This is a genomic window from Citrobacter rodentium NBRC 105723 = DSM 16636 (genome assembly GCF_021278985.1).
In the GTDB taxonomy this organism is placed as follows: domain Bacteria; phylum Pseudomonadota; class Gammaproteobacteria; order Enterobacterales; family Enterobacteriaceae; genus Citrobacter_A; species Citrobacter_A rodentium.
The window spans coordinates 1,380,604-1,406,330 of sequence record NZ_CP082833.1 but is presented as its reverse complement, the minus strand read 5'-3'; the positions used below and the strand labels follow the sequence as shown (position 1 = coordinate 1,406,330).

18 protein-coding genes, 3 tRNA genes and 3 rRNA genes are annotated in these 25,727 nt (G+C 55.0%); 8 read left to right on the top strand and 16 right to left on the bottom strand.

The features are described from left to right. Window positions 1-25 precede the first annotated feature (25 nt). Window positions 26-2,059: a DNA helicase Rep gene (gene rep / locus K7R23_RS06615; protein ID WP_012907945.1), complete on the bottom strand. Its 2,034-nt coding sequence runs from the start codon at window positions 2,057-2,059 to the stop codon at window positions 26-28. Between the two features lie 392 nt (window positions 2,060-2,451). Here rep and K7R23_RS06610 point away from each other — a divergent pair, with 392 nt between their 5' ends. The 4 genes from K7R23_RS06610 (at window position 2,452) to ppiC (ending at window position 6,514) form a co-directional block, all read left to right on the top strand. After that, the gene (locus K7R23_RS06610; RefSeq protein WP_012907946.1) at window positions 2,452-3,591 is read left to right on the top strand and encodes a sugar diacid recognition domain-containing protein; all 1,140 of its coding nucleotides are present in this window, start codon (window positions 2,452-2,454) and stop codon (window positions 3,589-3,591) included. A 119-nt stretch (window positions 3,592-3,710) separates the two neighbouring features. Then, window positions 3,711-4,979: a GntP family permease gene (locus K7R23_RS06605; protein ID WP_012907947.1), complete on the top strand. Its 1,269-nt coding sequence runs from the start codon at window positions 3,711-3,713 to the stop codon at window positions 4,977-4,979. A 7-nt stretch (window positions 4,980-4,986) separates the two neighbouring features. After that, window positions 4,987-6,132: a glycerate kinase gene (locus K7R23_RS06600; protein ID WP_012907948.1), complete on the top strand. Its 1,146-nt coding sequence runs from the start codon at window positions 4,987-4,989 to the stop codon at window positions 6,130-6,132. Window positions 6,133-6,232: 100 nt separating this feature from the next. Further along, complete coding sequence (gene ppiC, locus K7R23_RS06595; protein WP_001140251.1) at window positions 6,233-6,514, top strand: peptidylprolyl isomerase PpiC; 282 nt, start codon at window positions 6,233-6,235, stop codon at window positions 6,512-6,514. Between the two features lie 111 nt (window positions 6,515-6,625). Here the strand turns inward: ppiC and ilvC are convergent, their stop codons facing one another. Further along, entirely contained in the window at window positions 6,626-8,101 is a 1,476-nt protein-coding gene (gene ilvC, locus K7R23_RS06590; protein WP_012907949.1) for a ketol-acid reductoisomerase, read from the bottom strand. A 164-nt stretch (window positions 8,102-8,265) separates the two neighbouring features. Here ilvC and ilvY point away from each other — a divergent pair, with 164 nt between their 5' ends. Continuing rightward, window positions 8,266-9,156 carry an HTH-type transcriptional activator IlvY gene (gene ilvY, locus K7R23_RS06585; protein WP_012907950.1) on the top strand — a complete coding sequence of 297 codons (891 nt, stop codon included), beginning with the start codon at window positions 8,266-8,268 and terminating at the stop codon, window positions 9,154-9,156. Window positions 9,157-9,198: 42 nt separating this feature from the next. Here the strand turns inward: ilvY and ilvA are convergent, their stop codons facing one another. From ilvA to ilvL, 7 genes are all read right to left on the bottom strand, one after another. After that, entirely contained in the window at window positions 9,199-10,764 is a 1,566-nt protein-coding gene (ilvA, locus tag K7R23_RS06580; RefSeq protein ID WP_012907951.1) for a threonine ammonia-lyase, biosynthetic, read from the bottom strand. A gap of 2 nt (window positions 10,765-10,766) precedes the next feature. Next, complete coding sequence (gene ilvD / locus K7R23_RS06575) at window positions 10,767-12,617, bottom strand: dihydroxy-acid dehydratase (protein WP_012907952.1); 1,851 nt, start codon at window positions 12,615-12,617, stop codon at window positions 10,767-10,769. Between the two features lie 62 nt (window positions 12,618-12,679). Next, on the bottom strand, window positions 12,680-13,609 hold the full coding sequence (gene ilvE, locus K7R23_RS06570) for a branched-chain-amino-acid transaminase (protein WP_012907953.1): 930 nt from the start codon (window positions 13,607-13,609) through the stop codon (window positions 12,680-12,682). Between the two features lie 18 nt (window positions 13,610-13,627). Then, window positions 13,628-13,891, bottom strand: coding sequence for an acetolactate synthase 2 small subunit (ilvM, locus tag K7R23_RS06565; protein ID WP_012907954.1), 264 nt, complete (start codon window positions 13,889-13,891; stop codon window positions 13,628-13,630). Continuing rightward, window positions 13,888-15,534 (bottom strand): acetolactate synthase 2 catalytic subunit, encoded by a 1,647-nt coding sequence (ilvG, locus tag K7R23_RS06560; protein WP_012907955.1) that lies wholly within the window; start codon window positions 15,532-15,534, stop codon window positions 13,888-13,890. Before ilvG ends, ilvM begins: the two co-directional genes overlap by 4 nt. Window positions 15,535-15,536: 2 nt before the next feature. Next, entirely contained in the window at window positions 15,537-15,587 is a 51-nt protein-coding gene (gene ilvX / locus K7R23_RS25925; RefSeq protein ID WP_217968170.1) for a peptide IlvX, read from the bottom strand. Between the two features lie 85 nt (window positions 15,588-15,672). Beyond that, entirely contained in the window at window positions 15,673-15,771 is a 99-nt protein-coding gene (ilvL, locus tag K7R23_RS06555; RefSeq protein WP_001311244.1) for an ilv operon leader peptide, read from the bottom strand. A 351-nt stretch (window positions 15,772-16,122) separates the two neighbouring features. On the opposite strand from ilvL, the gene K7R23_RS06550 reads away from it, so the two are divergent. Continuing rightward, on the top strand, window positions 16,123-17,583 hold the full coding sequence (locus K7R23_RS06550; protein ID WP_042623004.1) for a YifB family Mg chelatase-like AAA ATPase: 1,461 nt from the start codon (window positions 16,123-16,125) through the stop codon (window positions 17,581-17,583). Between the two features lie 85 nt (window positions 17,584-17,668). On the opposite strand, the gene maoP is transcribed toward K7R23_RS06550, so the two are convergent. Then, window positions 17,669-18,007: a macrodomain Ori organization protein MaoP gene (gene maoP, locus K7R23_RS06545; RefSeq protein WP_012907956.1), complete on the bottom strand. Its 339-nt coding sequence runs from the start codon at window positions 18,005-18,007 to the stop codon at window positions 17,669-17,671. Window positions 18,008-18,125: 118 nt separating this feature from the next. On the opposite strand from maoP, the gene hdfR reads away from it, so the two are divergent. After that, the gene (gene hdfR / locus K7R23_RS06540; RefSeq protein ID WP_012907957.1) at window positions 18,126-18,959 is read left to right on the top strand and encodes an HTH-type transcriptional regulator HdfR; all 834 of its coding nucleotides are present in this window, start codon (window positions 18,126-18,128) and stop codon (window positions 18,957-18,959) included. Between the two features lie 91 nt (window positions 18,960-19,050). Here hdfR and K7R23_RS06535 read toward each other — a convergent pair. The 6 genes from K7R23_RS06535 to K7R23_RS06510 form a co-directional block, all read right to left on the bottom strand. Further along, window positions 19,051-19,126, bottom strand: a tRNA-Trp gene (locus K7R23_RS06535). Between the two features lie 8 nt (window positions 19,127-19,134). Further along, a tRNA-Asp gene (locus tag K7R23_RS06530) sits at window positions 19,135-19,211 on the bottom strand. 54 nt (window positions 19,212-19,265) lie between these two features. Beyond that, a 5S ribosomal RNA gene (rrf, locus tag K7R23_RS06525) occupies window positions 19,266-19,381 on the bottom strand. Between the two features lie 194 nt (window positions 19,382-19,575). Further along, window positions 19,576-22,563: ribosomal RNA gene (locus K7R23_RS06520) — 23S ribosomal RNA — on the bottom strand. Window positions 22,564-22,747: 184 nt separating this feature from the next. Continuing rightward, window positions 22,748-22,823, bottom strand: a tRNA-Glu gene (locus tag K7R23_RS06515). Window positions 22,824-22,994: 171 nt separating this feature from the next. Further along, window positions 22,995-24,536 (bottom strand): 16S ribosomal RNA (locus K7R23_RS06510). Together the 16S, 23S and 5S rRNA genes with 3 tRNA genes alongside form the textbook arrangement of a ribosomal RNA operon. A 481-nt stretch (window positions 24,537-25,017) precedes the next feature. Here K7R23_RS06510 and K7R23_RS06505 point away from each other — a divergent pair. Beyond that, a complete protein-coding gene (locus K7R23_RS06505; RefSeq protein ID WP_012907958.1) occupies window positions 25,018-25,722 on the top strand; it encodes a FadR/GntR family transcriptional regulator in 705 nt (234 codons plus the stop codon). The last annotated feature ends 5 nt before the right edge of the window (window positions 25,723-25,727 follow it).

The window sequence follows — 25,727 nt, the reverse complement described above, 5'->3', positions numbered from 1 at the left end:
GTTGCCGGATAAGGGCGTCAGCGCCTTATCCGCCCTGGGGCTTCGCGCGCTTTGCCGCCATCATCGCTTTCAGATTCGCCAGATGGTTTTGTCCCTTTTGCATCCGCTCTTCGGCGCTCACCACCTTGCGCTCCTGCTCCCAGATCAGATCATCCTGCGGTAGCTCAAGCAGAAAGCGGCTCGGCTCCGGGCGCACCAGTTCACCGTACTGTCGCCGTTCTTTACAGAGGGTAAAAATCAGCTCTTTCTGGGCGCGGGTGATCCCCACGTAAGCCAGGCGGCGCTCCTCTTCTATGTTATCTTCATCAATGCTGCTCTGGTGCGGCAGAAATCCCTCTTCCATGCCCACCATAAACACGTACGGAAACTCAAGACCTTTAGAGGCATGCAGCGTCATCAGCTGCACCTGATCCAGTTCTTCTTCGCTTTCACCGCGCTCCATCATGTCGCGCAGCGTAAAGCGCGTGACCACCTGGGTCAGGGTCATCGGCTCATCCAGTTCGCTGCCTTCGAGCATTTCGGTCATCCAGCTAAACAGCTGATTGACGTTTTTCATGCGCATTTCAGCCGCCTTCGGGCTGGGCGAGGTTTCATAAAGCCAGGATTCGTAGTCAATGCCATGAATCAGATCGCGCACGGCGGCCACCGGCTCGCGCTCCGCCAGACGCTGGACTTCGCCCAGCCAGTGGGTGAAGCGGGTCAGCGATTCATATCCCCGCCCGGTAAGCGTCTGGGCCAGCCCCAGATCGAAGCTGGCGGTAAACAGGCTTTTATTACGCGTCATCGCCCACTCCCCCAGCTTTTGCAGCGTGGCCGGGCCAATCTCGCGTTTTGGCGTATTCACAATGCGCAGGAAGGCGCTGTCATCATCGGGGTTGGTCAGCACCCGCAGGTAGGCCAACAAGTCTTTAATCTCCGGGCGGGAGAAAAACGACGTGCCGCCGGAAATTTTGTACGGAATACGGTTCTGCATCAGGAATTTTTCAAACACCCGCGACTGGTGGTTGCCGCGGTACAGAATGGCGTAATCCTTATATTGCGTTTTATTGACGAAGTGGTGGGCGATCAGTTCGCCAGTCACCCGTTCCGCTTCGTGTTCTTCGTTATTGGCGCTGAGCACTTTGAGTTCCGCGCCGTAGCCAAGCTCGGAAAAGAGGCGTTTTTCAAAAACGTGCGGGTTATTGGCGATGAGGATGTTCGCCGCTTTAAGGATACGTCCGGACGAACGGTAGTTCTGCTCCAGCTTGATCACCTGTAACGCCGGAAAGTCCTGACTTAACAGAACCAGGTTTTGCGGGCGCGCGCCGCGCCAGGAGTAGATCGACTGATCGTCATCGCCCACCACGGTGAATCGCGCGCGGCTGCCCACCAGCAGTTTCACCAGCTCGTACTGGCTGGTATTGGTATCCTGATACTCATCCACCAGCAGGTAGCGTATTTTGTTCTGCCAGCGCTCTCGCACCTCTTCATTGCGCTGAAGCAGCAGGGTCGGCAGCAAAATCAAATCGTCAAAATCGAGAACGTTACAGGCTTTCAGGTGCGCATCGTACAGGCCATAGCAGTGCGCAAAGATACGATCGCGCTCCCCTTTAGCGCCAGCCGCAGCCTGTGCGGGCGTTTGCAGATCGTTTTTCCAGTTCGAGATTGTCGAGATCAACTGTTGCAGCAGCACCTTGTCCTCTTCAAGCAGACCTTCCGTCAGCTCTTTCAGCAGCGCGAGCTGGTCGGTATCGTCAAACAGCGAGAAGTTGGATTTCATGCCCAGCGCGGCGTATTCACGCTTAATGATTTCCAGCCCCAGGGTATGGAAAGTGGAGATCATCAAACCGCGCGCTTCTTTACGTCCCAGCGTCTGCCCGACGCGCTCTTTCATCTCGCGCGCCGCTTTATTGGTGAAGGTGACCGCTGCGATATGGCGCGCCTGGTAGCCGCAGCCGCGAATCAGATGGGCGATTTTATTGGTGATAACGCGCGTCTTGCCGGAACCCGCCCCCGCCAGCACCAGGCAAGGGCCGGTGACGAATTCGACAGCTTGTTGTTGGCCGGGGTTTAAACGCATGGGAAAAGTGCTCAATCTTCGAACGGGGGAGGGATTGTAGCAGAAAGCGAAGCAGAGATTGAGCTTTCAGTTCCTTCGTGCGCCGTTTGCCTGCCGGTAAAAAAGCGTCGATCGCGCTCGCCGGCAATGATGAGTTCCTGAACAATATCCTACGGCGATCACACCGAAAAGGGAAAGTGAGTGAGACGGCATGCACAGAATTAATCTGTTGAGTTTGAAAGAAAAAAGGCAACCACAAATCTGTTGGACGGCTTTAAGTTGTACAAATACACAAAAAAGCAGCCACGCAAAGGCGTTTCTTTGTCTGTTCTCCCGAAACATTTCAGACCTAAATACGCTAATACAACGGGAGCAGGCCACCTACTGCGCCCTCCTCTTATGCTGAGCATACAATGAATAAGATTCAAGCCAATTACTATCTACAGGACGCTACCGCTCGTCAGATTGTGCAACGTACCATGGGGATTATTCCCTACTCGGTGAATGTAATGAATGAGCACGGGATGATCATCGCTTCCGGTGAAAGCTCACGTTTACATCAGCGCCATGAAGGCGCGGTGCTGGCGTTAACTGAAAACCGGGTCGTTGAGATCGACTCGGCAACGGCAAATAAACTCAAAGGCGTTAAGCCGGGCATAAATTTACCGATTAATTTTCGCGATCGGCTTATCGGCGTGCTGGGTATCACCGGTGAACCGAGTGAAGTAAAAGCCTACGCGCAACTCGTGAAAATGGCCTCGGAATTAATCATCGAGCAAATGGCGCTCCTTGAGCAAAAACAATGGGATAAACGCTACCGCGAAGAGCTGATTAACCAGCTGATTTTACGCGATCCCCCGCCGGACTCGTTGAGCGCGGTAGTGTCATGGCTGGGGATTAACCTTCAGCTACCGCGGGTAGTGGTGATTATGGAACTGCAACAGCCGGATCGCGATGCGCTGCGCAATCTGATGGATTATTTTGAATACCGCGCCCGCGATCATCTGGTGACCTTCTCCGATTTCAACGAACTGATCATTTTAAAACCCGTCGCGCTAAAAAATGGCGTCCGGGATAAATCACAGGAGCTGAGCGAGCTGCAAAGATTTAAACACTACGCGCAGTCGTGCGGTTTTTCACGGCTGATCGTCGGCAGCTATTTCTCCGGCGACAGCGGTCTGCGGCGCTCTTTTCAGACGGCGAAATCAACGCAGGCGATGGCGAAAAGGCTGAAATTAAAGCATCAGTTTATCTTTCACGACGACTATGCGCTGGCGTCGTTATTAGGCGGCCTTTCAGGCACCTGGCAAGCGGAAGAGCTATCCAAAATCTGGCGCGAACTGGTGGTCCATGACGCGAAAGGCGTTTTGCAAAAGACCCTGCAACACTATTTTGAACACAATTGTGATCTCTCGCAAACAGCGTCCAGCCTGCATATTCACGTCAATACTTTACGCTACCGATTACAGCGTGTTGAAGAAATAAGCGGAATAAAAATCAACAATTTAAAACAACTGCTTTGGTTGTATATCGGTATGGAATTACAACGCTAAACTGTATTTTCCTCCAGATTTACGGTCAGTTAGCCGCCTGAATTTGGTGCCTGCTACCAGGCGTATTGATGTCGGCTTCTCCATACTGCCCCCTGTTATTTTTATGGAGAAAGCAGACGATGGTTTCAATTTCCGCAACAGGCGCCGTCATCGCACTGGTGGTGGCTATCGTTTTAATCTTACGCAAAGTTTCTCCCGCTTACGGCATGATGGCGGGAGCGCTGGTTGGCGGGCTCGTCGGCGGCGCCGATCTGGTGCAGACCGTTACGCTGATGGTGACTGGCGCGCAGGGCATTACCAACGCCGTGCTGCGCATTCTGGCGGCGGGGGTGCTGGCCGGCGTGCTGATTGAATCCGGCGCGGCGAACACCATCGCCGAAACGGTGGTGAAAAAAGTCGGCGAAAGCCGGGCGCTTTTAGCGTTAGCGATTGCCACCATGATCCTGACCGCCGTTGGCGTGTTCATCGACGTGGCGGTGATTACCGTCGCGCCGATTGCTCTGTCGATCGCCCGGCGCGCCGGACTCTCCAGGCTCGCCATTCTGCTGGCGATGATTGGCGGCGGTAAAGCAGGCAATGTGATGTCGCCAAATCCTAACGCCATCGCCGCTTCGGACGCCTTTCACGTCCCGCTGACCTCGGTAATGATGGCGGGCGTTATTCCCGGCCTGTTCGGTCTGATAATGGCCTATTTCCTCGCTAAGCGCCTGAGCCACAAAGGTTCAATGGTGACAACGGAAGAGGCGATTTCACATGACGCGCAGGGTACGCAGCCGGGGTTCCTGGCCGCGATCAGCGCGCCGCTGGCGGCCATTGTGCTGCTGGCCTTGCGTCCGGTTGCGGGTATCGCCATCGACCCGCTCATCGCCTTGCCGGTGGGAGGCCTGGTCGGCGCGATCCTGATGGGCAGATTTAAGCAAAGTAACGCATTTATGCTGTCCGGGCTGACGCGCATGGCGCCGGTCGCCATTATGCTGCTCGGAACCGGTACTCTCGCCGGGATCATCGCTAACTCCGCGTTAAAAGATGTGCTGATTGAGGGGCTGACCGCCTCCGGCCTTCCTTCTTACCTGCTGGCGCCGATTTCCGGGGCGATTATGTCGATGGCAACGGCGTCGACAACCGCAGGCACCGCCGTCGCCGCCGGGGTATTCAGCCAGACGCTGCTGGGGCTTGGCGTGTCGGCACTCGCTGGCGCGGCGATGATTCATGCAGGCGCGACCGTACTGGATCACCTCCCCCACGGCAGTTTCTTTCACGCTACCGGCGGCAGCGTCAGTATGCAAATCCACGAACGCTTAAAACTGCTGCCTTATGAAACCCTTGTCGGTTTTGTTATCGCCCTGATTTCCACACTGATGTTTGGCGTCTTCGGACTTGCCGGGTAAAGAGATGATGAAAATAGTCATTGCACCAGATTCGTTTAAAGAAAGTTTATCAGCCATGCAGGTCGCAAACGCCATCGAGCAGGGGTTCCGCGAGATTTATCCCGACGCCCAGTATGTCAAACTGCCGATGGCTGACGGCGGCGAAGGCACCGTTGAGTCGATGGTCGAAGCCACCGAAGGCCAGTACCGGCATCAGGTGGTAACGGGTCCGCTGGGGAGCCCTGTGCAGGCGCGCTGGGGCATTCTGGGCGACGGAAAAACGGCGATTATTGAAATGGCGGCGGCATCCGGACTGCATCATGTCCCGCCCGCACGTCGTAATCCTCTGCTTACCACCAGCTATGGCACCGGCGAGTTACTTCTCGCCGCGCTGGATCACGGCGTTGAGCATGTCATTCTTGGTATTGGCGGCAGCGCCACCAACGACGGCGGCGCCGGGATGCTCCAGGCGCTCGGTGTTGCTCTTCTTGATGCTAACGGAGACAAACTGCCGTTTGGCGGCGACGCGCTGAGCAGGCTGGCGAAAATCGATATCGCACATTGCGATCCGCGCCTGAACAACATTGCGCTGACCGTTGCCTGCGACGTCAATAATCCGCTGTGTGGCCCGACGGGAGCATCGGCGATATTCGGTCCGCAAAAAGGAGCGACGGCAGAGATGGTCGCGACGCTGGACAGCGCGCTGGCCAACTTTGGCAAACGGCTTCAGGAGACGACCGGACGAGATGTGATGAACGCGCCGGGCGCAGGCGCGGCTGGCGGTATGGGCGCGGCATTATTAGGGCTACTCAACGCGGAATTAAAGCCGGGCGTTGAGATTGTCATTAACGCCCTGCAGCTTGCAAAACTGGTTGCGGATGCCAGCCTGGTGATCACCGGGGAAGGCCGTCTCGATAGTCAGAGCATCAGTGGAAAAACGCCGATTGGCGTCGCGCGCTGCGCCAAACAGTTCCAAAAACCGGTGATTGCGCTGGCGGGCGGATTAACGCCCGATCATCAGATAGTGCATCAACACGGGCTGGACGCGGTTTTCTCCGTTCTGACGCGCATAGCCACGCTGCCGGAAGCGCTCCAGGAGGCAGAGTATAACCTGCGCGTCTCGGCGCGAAATATTGCCAGCATCTGGAAGCTTTCGCAGCAGCAGACCGGCTGACACATTGCCAGGCCAGCGAACAAAAGCTGGCCTGGATATTCTTTCGCTCATCCCCCGTGCTAAAATCCCTCGCTTCAATTCCCTCACGCAAGGCGCAATCATGGCAAAAACCGCAGCAGCACTGCATATTCTTGTAAAAGAAGAAAAACTGGCACTGGATCTTCTGGAGCAAATTAAGAACGGCGCCGATTTTGGCAAGCTGGCGAAAAAACACTCTATCTGTCCGTCAGGCAAACGCGGCGGCGACTTAGGCGAATTCCGCCAGGGTCAGATGGTCCCGGCGTTTGATAAAGTGGTCTTTTCCTGCCCGGTGCTGGAACCAACCGGTCCGCTGCACACCCAGTTTGGCTACCACATCATTAAGGTACTGTACCGTAACTAATAAAAAACCCGGTGACTCAATGCACCGGGTTTTGCCGGATGGCGGCTACGCCTTATCCGGCCTACGAAACGCTTCTGCTGCTACCTTCCTCTATGCCAACACATCGGCAAATCAGCTGGCGACCGCAATACGCTTCATATCGGTCATATAACCGCGCAGTTTCTTACCCACCTGCTCGATCGCGTGGCCGCGAATCGCTTCGTTGACGTCGCGCAGTTGAGCATTATCAACCGCCCCTTCGGCAATCGCTTTACCCAGATCGCCCGGCTGCAGCGTGGTCATAAACTCTTTAAGCAGCGGCACGCAGGCGTAAGAGAACAGATAGTTACCGTATTCGGCGGTGTCGGAGATCACCACGTTCATTTCGTACAGACGCTTACGGGCGATGGTGTTGGCGATCAGCGGCAGCTCGTGCAGTGATTCATAGTAAGCAGACTCTTCAATGATGCCGGAATCCACCATCGTTTCGAACGCCAGCTCAACGCCCGCTTTCACCATCGCGATCATCAGGACGCCCTTATCGAAGTACTCCTGCTCGCCGATTTTGCCTTCATACTGCGGCGCGGTTTCAAATGCGGTTTTACCGGTTTCTTCACGCCAGGTCAGCAGTTTCTTGTCGTCGTTGGCCCAGTCAGCCATCATGCCGGAAGAGAATTCGCCGGAGATAATGTCGTCCATATGTTTCTGGAACAGCGGCGCCATAATGGTTTTCAGCTGTTCAGAGAGCGCATAAGCGCGCAGTTTCGCCGGGTTAGAGAGTCTGTCCATCATCAGGGTAATACCACCCTGCTTCAGCGCTTCGGTGATGGTTTCCCAGCCGTACTGAATCAGTTTTTCGGCATATGCCGGATCGGCGCCTTCTTCCACCAGCTTGTCAAAGCACAGCAGCGAACCCGCCTGCAACATACCGCACAGGATGGTCTGTTCACCCATCAGGTCGGATTTCACTTCCGCCACGAAAGAGGACTCCAGAACCCCCGCGCGGTGGCCGCCGGTCGCTGCCGCCCAGGCTTTGGCAATCGCCATACCTTCGCCTTTCGGATCGTTTTCCGGATGCACCGCAATCAGGGTCGGAACGCCGAAACCACGTTTGTACTCTTCGCGCACTTCAGTACCCGGGCACTTCGGCGCCACCATCACGACGGTAATGTCCTTACGGATCTGCTCGCCCACCTCCACGATGTTGAAGCCGTGGGAATAGCCCAGCGCGGCGCCGTCTTTCATCAGCGGCTGTACCGCACGCACCACGTCGGAGTGCTGCTTGTCCGGAGTCAGGTTAACCACCAGATCCGCCTGCGGGATCAGCTCTTCGTAGGTGCCCACCTTAAAGCCGTTTTCGGTCGCTTTACGCCAGGAGGCACGCTTCTCGGCAATGGCCTCTTTACGCAGGGCGTAGGCAATATCCAGACCGGAGTCGCGCATGTTCAGCCCCTGATTCAGACCCTGAGCGCCGCAGCCAACGATGACCACTTTTTTACCCTGAAGGTAGCTTGCACCATCGGCAAATTCGTCGCGGCCCATAAAGCGACATTTACCCAGCTGCGCCAGCTGCTGGCGCAAGTTCAGTGTATTAAAGTAGTTAGCCATGGTGGTGTACTCCGTGATGTTGTGTGGTCGTGCTTATTGTCCGGTTCGCAAATTCATATTTGCGGGAATGAACCCACATTACAACAGGAAATTCATTGCGGAAATTGATATATTCACAACGTTACGTTGCAATTTATGCAATATAAAATAAGGGAGAATGCCCCGTGGATTTACGCGATCTGAAAACCTTCCTGCATCTGGCGGAAAGTCGCCACTTTGGCCGCAGCGCGCGGGCAATGCACGTCAGTCCCTCCACGCTTTCCCGACAAATACAGCGGCTGGAAGATGACCTCGGCCAGCCGCTGTTTGTGCGCGACAACCGTACCGTCACCCTGACGGAGGCGGGCGAGGAGCTACGCATCTTCGCCCAGCAAACGTTGTTGCAATATCAGCAGTTGCGCCACACGCTCGATCAGCAAGGACCGTCGCTCTCCGGTGAACTGCATATCTTCTGTTCGGTAACGGCAGCCTACAGCCATCTGCCGCCGATACTCGATCGTTTTCGCGCCGAACATCCTTCGGTGGAAATCAAGCTCACCACCGGCGATGCCGCCGACGCCATGGAAAAAGTGGTCAGCGGCGAAGCAGATCTGGCGATAGCCGGAAAACCGGAAACGCTGCCCGGCGCGGTGGCGTTTTCGATGCTGGAGAATCTGGCGGTGGTGCTGATTGCCCCGGCGTTGCCCTGCCCGGTGCGTAATCAGGTGTCGGTGGAGAAGCCCGACTGGTCAACGGTGCCGTTCATTATGGCCGATCAGGGACCGGTGCGCCGTCGCATTGAACTGTGGTTCCGCCGTCATAAAATCAGCAGCCCGTTGATTTACGCCACCGTAGGCGGTCATGAAGCGATGGTATCAATGGTGGCGCTCGGCTGCGGCGTGGCGCTGCTGCCGGAGGTGGTGCTGGAAAACAGCCCGGAACCGGTACGCAACCGCGTGATGATTTTAGAGCGTAGCGACGAAAAAACGCCGTTTGAGCTGGGCGTTTGCGCGCAAAAAAAGCGGCTGCATGAGCCGCTGATTGATGCGTTCTGGAAGATATTACCGAATCACTAATTGCCGGATGGCGGCTACGCCTTATCCGGCCTACAGTCGTGATCAGGCGCTTTTCTGAAAGTCCTGGCCCGCCAGAAAGAACCTGAACGCCGGGTTGTTGCTCTCATCGTGGCAGTCGTAGCCCAGTTCATTAAGACGGGTTTCGAAATCCGGTTCATGATCGCCCAACTCAAACGCCGCCAGCACGCGGCCATAGTCGGTCCCGTGACTGCGGTAGTGGAACAAAGAGATATTCCAGCGCGTGCCCAGCGTATGCAGGAACTTCAGCAACGCGCCCGGTGATTCCGGGAACTCAAAGCTGTAAAGACGTTCCTGGAGCGGCTTCGAAGGACGACCGCCCACCATGTAACGCACGTGCAGCTTCGCCATTTCATCGTCGGAAAGATCGACCACGCTGTAGCCGCCGTCATGCAGCAAATTAAGGATCTCTTTGCGCTCTTCCATACCGCGGCTCAGACGCACGCCGACAAAAATGCAGGCATCTCTGGCATCGGCAAAACGGTAGTTGAACTCCGTCACCGAGCGCCCGCCCAGCAGCTGACAGAACTTAAGGAAACTGCCCTTCTCTTCCGGAATGGTCACCGCCAGCAGCGCTTCGCGCTGTTCGCCCAATTCGCAGCGTTCAGAGACATAGCGCAGGCCGTGAAAGTTAACGTTAGCGCCGGAAAGGATGTGCGCCAAGCGCTCGCCGCGGATGTTGTGGCGGGCGATATACTTTTTCATCCCCGCCAGAGCCAGCGCGCCGGACGGCTCCGCCACCGCGCGCACATCTTCGAACAGATCTTTCATCGCCGCGCAAATCGCATCGCTGTCGACGGTGATGATATCGTCGAGATACTCCTGGCACAGACGGAAGGTTTCATCGCCAATGCGTTTTACCGCCACCCCTTCGGCAAAGAGGCCAACGCGCGGAAGGTCGACAGGCTGCCCGGCCTCCAGCGCCGCCTTCAGGCAGGCGGAATCTTCCGCTTCCACGGCAATCACCTTGATTTGCGGCATCAGCTGTTTGATCAGCACCGCCACACCTGCCGCCAGTCCACCGCCGCCGACCGGCACAAACACCCGGTCAAGGTGGGCATCCTGCTGCAACAGCTCCAGCGCCAGGGTGCCCTGACCGGCGATTACCATCGGGTGATCGAAAGGCGGAACCCAGGTAAATCCCTGCTGCTGCGCCAGCTCAATCGCTTTGGCTTTCGCCTCATCAAAGTTAGCGCCGTGCAGCAGCACTTCGCCGCCGAAACCGCGCACCGCATCGACTTTAATATCGGCCGTCGCCACGGGCATGACAATCAGCGCCTTGACGCCCAGACGCGCCGAGGAAAACGCCACCCCCTGCGCATGGTTACCCGCCGAGGCGGTGATCACGCCGCGCGCTTTTTGCTCTTCGTTCAGCCCCGCCATCATCGCGTAGGCGCCGCGCAGCTTAAAGCTGTGAACCGGCTGCCGATCTTCACGCTTTACCAGCACTACGTTATCGAGACGCGCCGAAAGCTTTTCCATTTTTTGCAGCGGCGTCACCTGCGCGGCTTCATAAACCGGCGCGCGCAGTACCGCCCGAAGATACTCCGCGCCTTCCGGGGCGGCTGACAGAGGTTGCGATTCGGCCATCATCAGCCTCCCAGTTTCGATTTATCGCGCACCGCGCCTTTGTCTGCGCTGGTCGCGAGACTGGCATAGGCACGCAGGGCGAACGACACCTGGCGCTGACGATCTTTCGGCGTCCAGGCTTTATCGCCGCGCGCTTCCTGCGCTTCACGACGTGCCGCTAGTTCGGCCTCGCTTACCTGAAGCTGAATGCTACGGGCAGGGATATCGATCGCGATAGTATCGCCATCTTCAATCAGACCGATATTGCCGCCGCTGGCCGCTTCCGGCGAAACGTGACCGATGGAAAGGCCGGACGTACCGCCGGAGAAACGCCCGTCGGTGATCAGCGCACAGGCTTTACCCAGTCCCATCGATTTCAGGAAGCTGGTCGGATAGAGCATCTCCTGCATCCCCGGCCCGCCTTTCGGCCCTTCGTAGCGGATAACCACCACATCGCCTTCCACCACTTTGCCGCCGAGAATCGCCTCAACCGCATCGTCCTGGCTCTCGTAGACTTTCGCCGGACCGGTGAATTTCAGGATGCTGTCGTCCACCCCGGCGGTTTTCACAATGCAGCCGTTTTCCGCAAAGTTACCGTAGAGCACCGCCAGACCGCCGTCTTTGCTGTAGGCATGCTCCAGAGAGCGGATACAGCCTTCCGCACGGTCATCATCCAGCGAATCCCAGCGACACTCTTGAGAAAACGCTTTTGTGGTGCGAATACCTGCCGGACCGGCGCGGAACATCTGCTTCACGGCCTCATCCTGCGTCACCATCACGTCATATTGTTCAAGCGTCTGCGGCAGCGTCAGGCCCAGCACGTTTTTCACGTCGCGGTTCAGCAGACCCGCGCGATCCAGTTCGCCGAGGATCCCCAGCACGCCGCCCGCACGGTGGACATCTTCCATATGGTACTTCTGGGTGCTCGGCGCAACTTTGCACAGCTGCGGCACCTGGCGGGAAAGCTTATCGATATCGCTCATGGTGAAGTCGATTTCCGCTTCCTGCGCCGCCGCCAGCAGATGCAGTACGGTGTTGGTGGAGCCGCCCATGGCGATATCCAGCGTCATGGCGTTTTCAAACGCCGCCTTGCTGGCGATGTTGCGCGGCAGCGCGCTTGCGTCATCCTGCTCGTAATAGCGTTTGGTCAGCTCAACGATGCGCTTACCGGCATTCAGGAACAGCTGTTTACGGTCGGCGTGGGTCGCCAGCAGAGAACCATTACCCGGCTGCGACAGCCCCAGCGCTTCGGTCAGACAGTTCATTGAGTTGGCGGTAAACATCCCTGAACAGGAACCGCAGGTCGGACAGGCGGAACGCTCCACCTGATTACTTTGATCGTCAGAAACTTTCGGATCCGCCCCCTGCACCATCGCATCCACCAGATCGAGCTTGATGATCTGATCCGACAGTTTGGTCTTTCCGGCCTCCATTGGCCCACCGGAAACGAAGATCACCGGTATATTCAGGCGTAAAGAGGCCATCAGCATCCCGGGCGTGATTTTGTCGCAGTTAGAGATACAGACCATCGCATCGGCGCAGTGGGCATTCACCATATACTCTACAGAGTCAGCGATCAGTTCGCGGGACGGCAGTGAATAAAGCATCCCCCCGTGGCCCATCGCGATACCATCATCCACGGCAATGGTGTTGAACTCTTTCGCCACGCCGCCCGCCGCCTCGATTTGTTCGGCCACCAGCTTGCCGAGATCGCGCAGATGAACGTGACCCGGCACAAACTGTGTGAACGAGTTCACGACGGCGATGATCGGTTTGCCAAAATCATCATCAGTCATTCCGGTTGCGCGCCACAGCGCGCGGGCTCCTGCCATATTGCGGCCATGAGTGGTGGTGGCGGAACGGTACTTAGGCATGCTTTTTACTCCCAGTGTCTGTCTGTTAAACGGGGCGGTGCGTGCCGTCCCATTTTTTATTCTTAGTGATTAACCTGATCCAACCAGCCGTATTTATCTTCGGTTTCACCGGTAAAGAGGCCAAAGAAAGCCTGCTGGATGCGTTTTGTTACCGGGCCGCAGCGGCCTTCGCCGACCTGAATGCCGTCGACGCTGCGAACCGGGGTAATTTCCGCGGCGGTGCCGGACATAAAGACTTCGTCCGCCAGATACAGGGATTCGCGTGACAACACCTGTTCGCGTACTTCAATGCCCAGATCTTTCGCCAGTTTAATGATCGCGTCGCGGGTGATGCCCGGCAGCGCAGAGGAGGTAAACGGCGGCGTAAACAGTACGCCATCTTTCACTTCAAACAGGTTTTCGCCTGCGCCTTCGGAGATATAACCATTCACATCCAGCGCAATCCCCTCCTGATAGCCGTGACGACGCGCTTCGCTGCCGACCAGCAGCGAGGAGAGGTAGTTGCCGCCCGCTTTCGCCGCGGTCGGGATGGTATTCGGCGCCGCACGGTTCCAGGAAGAAACCATCGCGTCGATCCCCTGCTCCAGCGCTTCTGCGCCCAGGTAAGCGCCCCACGGGAACGCGGCGATGATCACGTCGGTGGTGTATCCTTCAGGCGGATTCACGCCCATTCCAACGTCGCCAACAAATACCAGTGGACGAATGTAGGCGCTGGTCAGATTGTTTTTACGAATCACTTCACGGCAGGCTTCCATCAGTTCATCCACGCTCCGGGAAACCGGGAAACGATAGATTTTGGCTGAATCATGCAGACGCTGCATGTGTTCACGATGACGGAACACCACCGGCCCTTTGTGAGAATCGTAGCAACGGATACCTTCAAACACAGATGTACCGTAATGCAGCGCGTGGGACATCACGTGGACTTTCGCGTCCTCCCAGCGAACCATCTCACCATTGAACCAAATGTAATCAGCTTTTTTCGTCGTCATTTTTTCTTCCTGTCGCGCTCAGGCGCGGATTTGTTGTGATGTGGTTGTGCTCTGGCAGATAGCGACATGCGCAACGTCTGCCAGCTTTGTTAACTGACTAAACAGTAAGTCGACCGACCGTGGGCTGGCAACGGTCAATTCGATATTTATGTTTTGCGCGTCGCTGGCCGCTTCCATATTCATGGCGCAGACCTGAAAACCGCGATGGCGGACCACACGTAAAACGCGTTCTAATGTTTCTGGATTAAAGCGAGCTTCTACAGCGACCTGATGTTGCATCATGATGATTTCTCCAGCATTTCTGAGTTGCTGGCGCCAGGCGGCACCAGTGGCCAGACGTTCTCAAGTTCGTCGATTGAGACATGAAGCAGGTATGGCCCCTCACTGTTCAGCATGGTGTCGAGCGCCGCTTCAACCTGGTCTTTACGGGTGATGTGTTGGCCAGGTATGCCGAAGGCGCTGGCTAACATAAGGAAATCGGGGTTATCGGTCAGGGTGGTTTCGCTATAGCGTTCCTCGAAAAACAGCTGCTGCCACTGTCGGACCATCCCTAACCGTTGGTTGTCGAGCAAAACAATTTTCAACGGCAGCTGTTTGCGTTTCACGGTGCCCAGCTCCTGAACGTTCATCATGAAAGAGCCGTCACCGGAGATACAGATTACGGTATCGTCAGGACGCGCAACCTGCGCCCCTACCGCAGCCGGTAAGCCAAAGCCCATCGTACCCAGGCCGCTGGAGGTGATGAAATTTTCCGGACGACTGTAGCTCATGTGCTGCGCTGACCACATCTGATGCTGACCAACGTCGGTCGTCACTACGCTGTCAGCGGGTTTACGCTCAGAAAGCTGTTTCAGCAGCAGCGGCGCGTAAATGGCCTCTCCCGGATGGTCGTAGCGCCAGGCATGTTCCGCCCGCAGCGCCGCGTTATGTTGACGCCATGCATCGATGCTTATCGTTTGCTGCAGCGCAGACAGCAGCCTGTTCAGATCGCCCTGCAAGGCAACGTGCGCCTGACGCAATTTATTCAGTTCTGCCGGGTCTATATCCATATGGATCACGCTGGCGTGCGGTGCGAAAGTATTCAGCTTACCCGTCACCCGGTCATCAAAACGTGCGCCTACTGCAATCAGCAAATCGCACTCCTGGACCGCGAAGTTCGCCGCTTTGGCGCCATGCATGCCCAACATACCCAGATAGTACGGATAATCCGCCTCGACGGCGCCCAGACCTTTCAGCGTGCAGGTGACGGGCATCTGCGTTACTGCCAGAAACTCGCGCAGCGCCGGCACTGCCTGCGCCATCCCTACGCCGCCGCCGACATACAGCATCGGTTTTTGCGCCTGCGCCAGCATAGCGCGGGCCTGTTCAACATCGGCATAAGGGAAAACCGCTTCGCTTTCGACGGTGGTGAAATAAGGTTCCAGCGCGCCGCTGGCTAACTGAATGTCTTTCGGAATATCGACCAGAACGGGTCCGGGACGGCCGGAACTGGCCACTTCAAACGCCTCGGCCATGATACGCGGCAGTTCCTCCAGCGACTGCACCAGAAAACTGTGCTTCGTGCAGGCCAGGGAAAGCCCAAGAACGTCGACTTCCTGAAAGGCATCGGTGCCGATGAACGGGGCAGAAACCTGGCCGGTGATCGCCACTACCGGAACGGAATCCAGCAGCGCATCCGCCAGTCCGGTGATCAGGTTGGTCGCTCCCGGACCGGAAGTGGCAATACAGACCCCGGTTTTACCAGTAGCGCGGGCATAACCGATCGCGGCCATCGCTGCGCCCTGTTCGTGGCGGCACAGCAGGTGTTCCACGCCGCCGTCATACAATGCGTCGTAGACCGGCATTATGGCACCGCCGGGGTAGCCGAATACTGTCTCGACACCCTGCGCACGCAACGCGTGTACCACCCACTGTGCTCCGTTCATAGTTAGTTCCCCGTCATAAATCCTGAGAAACAGAGTTTTATGCTATTGTTCATTTCCTGCTCCTCATTTCTGTTTTTAAGGTCAAAAAAAACCCCGGACCTTTCGGTGCGGGGGTCTTAGTTCGTTAAGGCTTGATTTCTAAGCCTTTCCTCGTCCAAGTGCAGCCCCGCACGGTGGGATAATAATCACCACCACGCTAATCACGACCAAGCTAATCACTCGTAGAAGGGCTGTCATTGTTGTCTGTTCTTGCATCTTGTTCGAAGGAATGCCTAAAGAGTTACCATAGTATTTACCGATAGCACAAGAATTTTTTATGGACCTGTTTCTGGCTTCGCTGACAATTTTGCTGAAACAGTTTGTTTTTTATAGAAAAAACAAAAACTGAAAAAATTTCACTTATCGTTTGTCTGGTTCAGGACTTTTTTACTGCGCGATCCGGCAAAAAGTGCGTCTGCGAGCGACTTCCCAAGGCCTTCACAATCGGCTGAAAACATAAAAACTTCCTGGAATGCGCGTCGAAAAAACGCAATTTGACGCGATATAGAGAAATCATACTCCGCCATAATAGCGGCATCGGGAGGATCTATGTCACTGTCTATTGTTCATACGCGAGCTGCGCTTGGCGTTCACGCCCCAGCCATCACTATCGAAGTTCATATCAGTAATGGTCTGCCCGGTTTAACCCTGGTGGGTTTGCCGGAAACCACCGTTAAAGAGGCTCGCGACCGGGTGCGTAGCGCCATCATCAATAGCGGTTATGAATTTCCGGCGAAAAAAATCACCATTAACCTGGCTCCGGCCGATCTGCCGAAAGAGGGAGGAAGGTACGATTTACCTATCGCTGTCGCGCTTCTGGCGGCTTCAGAACAGCTTACAACCCATAGGCTTAATCAATACGAGTTAGTGGGCGAATTAGCGCTTACAGGCGCGCTACGCGGCGTTCCTGGCGCCATATCCAGCGCAACGGAAGCGATACGGGCAGGAAGAGGCATCATTGTCGCCAAAGAGAACGAAGAGGAAGTCGGGCTTATTGGTGGCGATGGCTGCCTGGTGGCCGATCATTTGCAGGCCGTCTGCGCTTTTCTGGAAGGAAAGCAGTCGCTTGATCATCCCACCGCCAGTGAAGCTGCGCCCTGCGCTACGCATGAGGATCTGCGCGATATCATTGGTCAGGAGCAAGGTAAACGCAGTCTCGAAATTACGGCGGCAGGCGGACATAACCTGCTGTTGATAGGTCCACCAGGTACAGGGAAAACGATGCTGGCCAGCCGTCTCAATGGACTTTTGCCGCCGCTGAGCAACGAGGAGGCGCAGGAGAGCGCGGCTATCCTCAGCCTGGTCAACGCAACCTGTGTGCAAAAGCAGTGGAAACAACGCCCTTTTCGGGCGCCGCATCACAGCGCATCCCTGACGGCAATGGTCGGCGGCGGCTCAATCCCCGCGCCGGGAGAAATATCGCTGGCGCATAACGGCATACTTTTTCTGGATGAATTACCCGAATTTGAACGCCGCACCCTGGATGCGCTACGTGAACCCATTGAATCCGGTCAGATTCATCTTTCGCGTACGCGAGCCAAGATCACTTATCCCGCCCGCTTTCAGCTGGTTGCGGCTATGAATCCCAGCCCTACGGGGCATTATCAGGGCAATCATAACCGCTGTACGCCCGAACAGACGCTGCGCTATCTCGCCCGACTCTCCGGTCCGTTTCTTGATCGCTTTGATCTCTCACTGGAGATCCCTTTACTGCCGCCTGGCATTCTCAGGCAAACGGAGCTCAAAGGGGAAAGTAGCGATACGGTAAAACGGCGGGTCATCGCCGCACAGTCGCGCCAGTATCAGCGCCAGGGCAAACTGAATGCACATTTACACAGCAGGGAGATTCGCCAGTATTGTTCGCTGGCTGCTGAGGATTCGCAGTGGCTGGAGGAGACGCTTATCCATCTCGGGTTATCAATACGGGCGTGGCAGCGGCTATTGAAAGTATCGAGGACCATTGCCGATCTTGAACAGGCGGAGGAGATTACACGCCGGCACTTGCAGTAGGCGGTCAGCTACCGGGCGATCGATCGTCTGCTTGCTCACCTGCAAAAACTACTGACGTAAAAAAAGGGCTTACGCCCTTTTTTCATTAGTCATCAGACTCTGTGTAGTCTTCAGCGCCTTCCATCTGCGGCTTACCGCCAGACAGCGTGTGGAAACGTTTTGGACGCTTGATGCGCGACATGTATTTGGACCATACACGTTCCGCTTCGGTCACCGGCTCGCGCTCACCACGGCATACCGCCACAAAGAGTTTCTCCTCTTCGGTAACCGGCTCACGTTTGCCCAGATTCAGCTCGTTGAAGGCATAACCATGACGTTCAAGCAGTTGCGCCTCTTTGATGGTGAAATCACCATGACGAGAGAACCCGCGTGGATAATATTTGTTGTCGAAATATCGATTAGTCGTCGTAAAGCTTTCCGCCATCCTGCACGCTCCTAATTCTTTGGCCGAGCTATTTATGGCGCGGAGTATTAGTTACGCTTGACAGAGTGTAAAACAAAACATTTAAATCATAACGACAAATAATTTTGCGGAGAGCACTGTGGATACGGAATTGTTAAAAACTTTCCTGGAAGTAAGCCGGACGCGCCATTTTGGCAGGGCTGCGGAAGCGCTCTATTTGACGCAGTCGGCCGTAAGCTTTCGCATCAGACAGCTGGAAAACCAGCTCGGTGTGAACCTTTTTACCCGGCACAGAAACAATATCCGCTTAACTGCCGCCGGTGAGAAACTCTTACCCTATGCCGAAACGCTGATGAATACATGGCAGGCGGCGCGTAAGGAGGTTGCCCATACGTCACGGCATAACGAGTTCTCTATCGGCGCCAGTGCTTCTCTGTGGGAATGTATGCTCAATGAATGGCTGGGACGTCTCTATCAGACTCAGGAACCGCAAGCCAGTCTGCAGTTTGAAGCGCGAATTGCTCAACGCCAGTCGCTGGTAAAACAGCTGCACGAACGCCAGCTTGATCTGCTTATTACCACCGAAGCCCCTAAAATGGATGAATTCAGCAGTCAGCTACTGGGACAGTTCATGCTGGCATTGTATTGTTCACGCCCGTCAACAACAAAGGATGCGCTGAATTATCTGCGTCTGGAATGGGGACCGGATTTTCAACAGCACGAAGCCGGATTGATCGCCGCAGATGAAGTACCGGTGCTGACAACCAGTTCAGCTGAGCTGGCCAGGCAGCATTTGCCTGTGCTGAACGGGTGCACCTGGCTACCCACGAAATGGGCTAAAGAGAAAGGCGGACTGCACACGGTTGCCGACAGCAAAACGTTAATACGGCCACTTTACGCAATATGGCTGCAAAACAGCGATAAACATACGCTTATCAGAGATCTTTTGAAGACTAACGTGCTGGCTGAATAAGAGAAATAAGCTGGCAGGGATGCCATAAGAAAAGGGGCGAAGGTATTTCAGAGGCAAAAAAAATCCTTAGCAAATGCTAAGGATTATTTTATGGCAGGGGCGGAGAGACTCGAACTCCCAACACCCGGTTTTGGAGACCGGTGCTCTACCAATTGAACTACGCCCCTAATTAGGGTGGCGGAACGGACGGGACTCGAACCCGCGACCCCCTGCGTGACAGGCAGGTATTCTAACCAACTGAACTACCGCTCCACCGAATTTTTCTACAACCACTGATTTTTACATCAGTTTACTGCTTAATTTGATGCCTGGCAGTTCCCTACTCTCGCATGGGGAGACCCCACACTACCATCGGCGCTACGGCGTTTCACTTCTGAGTTCGGCATGGGGTCAGGTGGGACCACCGCGCTAGTGCCGCCAGGCAAATTCTGTGTCAGAAACGAATCTTTTTCACTGATGCTGCGTTGCCTGCGCTCGTAAAGTCAGTCACATACTTCAGTATGCTCCTTCCTTTCCTTCGCTTGCCGCCTTGCCTCAGCGCAAAATCTTTCGTTTCCGCTAATCTGTATCAGAACTGAAAATCTTCTCTCAACCGCCAAAACATCTTCGGCGTTGTAAGGTTAAGCCTCACGGTTCATTAGTACCGGTTAGCTCAACGCATCGCTGCGCTTACACACCCGGCCTATCAACGTCGTCGTCTTCAACGTTCCTTCAGGAGACTTAAAGTCTCAGGGAGAACTCATCTCGGGGCAAGTTTCGTGCTTAGATGCTTTCAGCACTTATCTCTTCCGCATTTAGCTACCGGGCAGTGCCATTGGCATGACAACCCGAACACCAGTGATGCGTCCACTCCGGTCCTCTCGTACTAGGAGCAGCCCCCCTCAGTTCTCCAGCGCCCACGGCAGATAGGGACCGAACTGTCTCACGACGTTCTAAACCCAGCTCGCGTACCACTTTAAATGGCGAACAGCCATACCCTTGGGACCTACTTCAGCCCCAGGATGTGATGAGCCGACATCGAGGTGCCAAACACCGCCGTCGATATGAACTCTTGGGCGGTATCAGCCTGTTATCCCCGGAGTACCTTTTATCCGTTGAGCGATGGCCCTTCCATTCAGAACCACCGGATCACTATGACCTGCTTTCGCACCTGCTCGCGCCGTCACGCTCGCAGTCAAGCTGGCTTATGCCATTGCACTAACCTCCTGATGTCCGACCAGGATTAGCCAACCTTCGTGCTCCTCCGTTACTCTTTAGGAGGAGACCGCCCCAGTCAAACTACCCACCAGACACTGTCCGCAACCCCGATAAGGGGCCCACGTTAGAACACCAGCCATTAAAGGGTGGTATTTCAAGGTCGGCTCCATGCAGACTGGCGTCCGCACTTCAAAGCCTCCCACCTATCCTGCACATCAAGGACCAGTGTTCAGTGTCAAGCTATAGTAAAGGTTCACGGGGTCTTTCCGTCTTGCCGCGGGTACACTGCATCTTCACAGCGAGTTCAATTTCACTGAGTCTCGGGTGGAGACAGCCTGGCCATCATTACGCCATTCGTGCAGGTCGGAACTTACCCGACAAGGAATTTCGCTACCTTAGGACCGTTATAGTTACGGCCGCCGTTTACCGGGGCTTCGATCAAGAGCTTCTCCGCGAGGATAACCCCATCAATTAACCTTCCGGCACCGGGCAGGCGTCACACCGTATACGTCCACTTTCGTGTTTGCACAGTGCTGTGTTTTTAATAAACAGTTGCAGCCAGCTGGTATCTTCGACTGGTTTCAGCTCCGTGAGCAAGTCACTTCACCTACGCGCCAGCGTGCCTTCTCCCGAAGTTACGGCACCATTTTGCCTAGTTCCTTCACCCGAGTTCTCTCAAGCGCCTTGGTATTCTCTACCTGACCACCTGTGTCGGTTTGGGGTACGATTTCGTGTTACCTGATGCTTAGAGGCTTTTCCTGGAAGCAGGGCATTTGTCACTTCAGCACCTTAGTGCCTCGTCATCACGCCTCAGTGTTAATGAACAACCGGATTTACCTGGTCGTTCCACCTGCACGCTTAAACCGGGACAACCGTCGCCCGGCCGACATAGCCTTCTCCGTCCCCCCTTCGCAGTAACACCAAGTACAGGAATATTAACCTGTTTCCCATCGACTACGCCTTTCGGCCTCGCCTTAGGGGTCGACTCACCCTGCCCCGATTAACGTTGGACAGGAACCCTTGGTCTTCCGGCGAGCGGGCTTTTCACCCGCTTTATCGTTACTTATGTCAGCATTCGCACTTCTGATACCTCCAGCATGCCTCACAGCACACCTTCAACGGCTTACAGAACGCTCCCCTACCCAACGAACGTATCCTTAAACCGACTCGACTTTGTATACGCTTTGACGTCGCTTCGCTCCGTCAATCGTAAGACGCTGAATCGCTTTAAGTGATACGTTCGCTGCCGCAGCTTCGGTGCATGGTTTAGCCCCGTTACATCTTCCGCGCAGGCCGACTCGACCAGTGAGCTATTACGCTTTCTTTAAATGATGGCTGCTTCTAAGCCAACATCCTGGCTGTCTGAGCCTTCCCACATCGTTTCCCACTTAACCATGACTTTGGGACCTTAGCTGGCGGTCTGGGTTGTTTCCCTCTTCACGACGGACGTTAGCACCCGCCGTGTGTCTCCCGTGATAACATTCTCCGGTATTCGCAGTTTGCATCGGGTTGGTAAGCCGGGATGGCCCCCTAGCCGAAACAGTGCTCTACCCCCGGAGATGAGTTCACGAGGCGCTACCTAAATAGCTTTCGGGGAGAACCAGCTATCTCCCGGTTTGATTGGCCTTTCACCCCCAGCCACAGGTCATCCGCTAATTTTTCAACATTAGTCGGTTCGGTCCTCCAGTTAGTGTTACCCAACCTTCAACCTGCCCATGGCTAGATCACCGGGTTTCGGGTCTATACCCTGCAACTTAACGCCCAATTAAGACTCGGTTTCCCTCCGGCTCCCCTATTCGGTTAACCTTGCTACAGAATATAAGTCGCTGACCCATTATACAAAAGGTACGCAGTCACCCCATAAAGAGGCTCCCACTGCTTGTACGTACACGGTTTCAGGTTCTTTTTCACTCCCCTCGCCGGGGTTCTTTTCGCCTTTCCCTCACGGTACTGGTTCACTATCGGTCAGTCAGGAGTATTTAGCCTTGGAGGATGGTCCCCCCATATTCAGACAGGATACCACGTGTCCCGCCCTACTCATCGAGCTCACAGCCTGTGCGTTTTCGTGTACGGGACTTTCACCCTGTACCGTGCGACTTTCCAGACGCTTCCACTAACACACAAGCTGATTCAGGCTCTGGGCTCCTCCCCGTTCGCTCGCCGCTACTGGGGGAATCTCGGTTGATTTCTTTTCCTCGGGGTACTTAGATGTTTCAGTTCCCCCGGTTCGCCTCGTTAACCTATGTATTCAGTTAACGATGATGCACCGTGGTGCACCGGGTTTCCCCATTCGGACATCGCCGGGTCAAAGGTTCATATCACCTCGCCGGCGCTTTTCGCAGATTAGCACGTCCTTCATCGCCTCTGACTGCCAGGGCATCCACCGTGTACGCTTGTTCGCTTAACCTCACAACCCGAAGATGTTTCACTTCATGATTGCGAAATTGAGAGACTCACGAACAACTCTCGTTGTTCTGTGTTTCAATTTTCAGCTTGATCCAGATTTTTAAAGAGCAAATATCTCAAACATCACCCGAAGATGAGTTTTGAGATATAACGGCTGGCGACTTTCACTCACACAAACCAGCAAGTGGCGTCCCCTAGGGGATTCGAACCCCTGTTACCGCCGTGAAAGGGCGGTGTCCTGGGCCTCTAGACGAAGGGGACACGAAAATTGCTTATCACGCGCTGCGTGATATTTTCGTGTAGGGTGAGCTTTCATTAATAGAAAGCGAGCGGCCTTATTTCATTCAGCCTCACTCCCAACGCGTAAACGCCTTGCTTCTTTACTTTCATCAGACAATCTGTGTGAGCACTACAAAGGCAGGTTCTTTAAGGTAAGGAGGTGATCCAACCGCAGGTTCCCCTACGGTTACCTTGTTACGACTTCACCCCAGTCATGAATCACAAAGTGGTAAGCGCCCTCCCGAAGGTTAAGCTACCTACTTCTTTTGCAACCCACTCCCATGGTGTGACGGGCGGTGTGTACAAGGCCCGGGAACGTATTCACCGTGGCATTCTGATCCACGATTACTAGCGATTCCGACTTCATGGAGTCGAGTTGCAGACTCCAATCCGGACTACGACATACTTTATGAGGTCCGCTTGCTCTCGCGAGGTCGCTTCTCTTTGTATATGCCATTGTAGCACGTGTGTAGCCCTGGTCGTAAGGGCCATGATGACTTGACGTCATCCCCACCTTCCTCCAGTTTATCACTGGCAGTCTCCTTTGAGTTCCCGGCCTAACCGCTGGCAACAAAGGATAAGGGTTGCGCTCGTTGCGGGACTTAACCCAACATTTCACAACACGAGCTGACGACAGCCATGCAGCACCTGTCTCACGGCTCCCGAAGGCACAACCGCATCTCTGCAGTCTTCCGTGGATGTCAAGACCAGGTAAGGTTCTTCGCGTTGCATCGAATTAAACCACATGCTCCACCGCTTGTGCGGGCCCCCGTCAATTCATTTGAGTTTTAACCTTGCGGCCGTACTCCCCAGGCGGTCTACTTAACGCGTTAGCTCCGGAAGCCACGCCTCAGGGGCACAACCTCCAAGTAGACATCGTTTACGGCGTGGACTACCAGGGTATCTAATCCTGTTTGCTCCCCACGCTTTCGCACCTGAGCGTCAGTCTTCGTCCAGGGGGCCGCCTTCGCCACCGGTATTCCTCCAGATCTCTACGCATTTCACCGCTACACCTGGAATTCCACCCCCCTCTACGAGACTCAAGCCTGCCAGTTTCGAATGCAGTTCCCAGGTTGAGCCCGGGGATTTCACATCCGACTTGACAGACCGCCTGCGTGCGCTTTACGCCCAGTAATTCCGATTAACGCTTGCACCCTCCGTATTACCGCGGCTGCTGGCACGGAGTTAGCCGGTGCTTCTTCTGCGGGTAACGTCAATGACTGCGGTTATTAACCACAATCCCTTCCTCCCCGCTGAAAGTACTTTACAACCCGAAGGCCTTCTTCATACACGCGGCATGGCTGCATCAGGCTTGCGCCCATTGTGCAATATTCCCCACTGCTGCCTCCCGTAGGAGTCTGGACCGTGTCTCAGTTCCAGTGTGGCTGGTCATCCTCTCAGACCAGCTAGGGATCGTCGCCTTGGTGAGCCGTTACCTCACCAACAAGCTAATCCCATCTGGGCACATCCGGTGGCAAGAGGCCCGAAGGTCCCCCTCTTTGGTCTTGCGACGTTATGCGGTATTAGCTACCGTTTCCAGTAGTTATCCCCCTCCACCGGGCAGTTTCCCAGACATTACTCACCCGTCCGCCACTCGTCAGCGAAGCAGCAAGCTGCTTCCTGTTACCGTTCGACTTGCATGTGTTAGGCCTGCCGCCAGCGTTCAATCTGAGCCATGATCAAACTCTTCAATTTAAGTTTGATGCTCGTGAATTAAACTTCGTAATGAATTACGTGTTCACTCTTCGAGACTTGGTATTCATTTTTCGTCTTTCGACGTCAAGAATCCATGTCACTTTGAGTGCCCACACAGATTGTCTGATAAATTGTTAAAGAGCAGTGCCGCTTCGCTTTTTCTCAGCGGCGCGGGGTGTGCATAATACGCTTTCCCGCCTCAGAGTCAAGCATTTATTTTTTGCTTTTCTCCGTGAGGTTCCTCTCAGAACCCCGCTGACCCGGCGGCCTGTGTGCCGTTGTTCCGTGTCAGTGGTGGCGCATTATAGGGAGTTATTCCGGGCTGACAAGAGGAAATTTTAAATAATTTTCTGAGTGTTTCTTTTTTCACCAATCCGGGCGTTAAGCTGCCATAAAATAAGCGATTTGCTGTTTTTGCGGCCGCATTCATCCTTCCCGGTGGCATACTAATAAGTAATAAAAAGAGAAAGGACAACAAGTAATGCCTTTAAACGCACAACAATTGGCTGCACAGAAAAACATTTCCTGGGTGCTGGCGGAAAAGCTGGCGCAACGGATCTTAAAAGGTGAGTATGCCCCCGGCGACATCCTTCCCGGCGAGATTGAACTGGGCGACCAGTTTGGCGTCAGTCGCACTGCGGTCAGGGAAGCGGTCAAAACGTTAACCGCTAAAGGGATGGTGCTCCCTCGCCCTCGCATTGGAACCCGGGTAATGCCCCAGGCTAACTGGAACTTCCTCGACCAGGAGCTTCTCAACTGGTGGATGACAGAGGAAAACTTCCAGCAGGTAATCGACCATTTTCTGGTAATGCGCATCAGCCTGGAGCCGCAGGCCTGCTCGCTCGCGGCGACGATTGGCACGGCGGAACAGAAAGCGCACCTCAACACCTTAATGGAAGAGATGGTCGCGCTGAAAAAGAACTTTAAACGCGAGCGCTGGATTGAGGTCGATATGGCCTGGCATGAGCATATTTATAAGATGAGCGCGAATCCGTTCTTAACCTCTTTCGCCTCGCTGTTTCATTCCGTTTATCACACCTATTTCAATTCAATTACCTATAACACCGTTGTGAAGCTGGATCTGCACCAGGCGATAGTAGACGCCATTGCGCAAAGCGACGGTGACGCCGCCTTCAAAGCCTGCCAGGCTTTACTTATCGCCCCGAATGAGCGTCCGGATAATTAATGGGA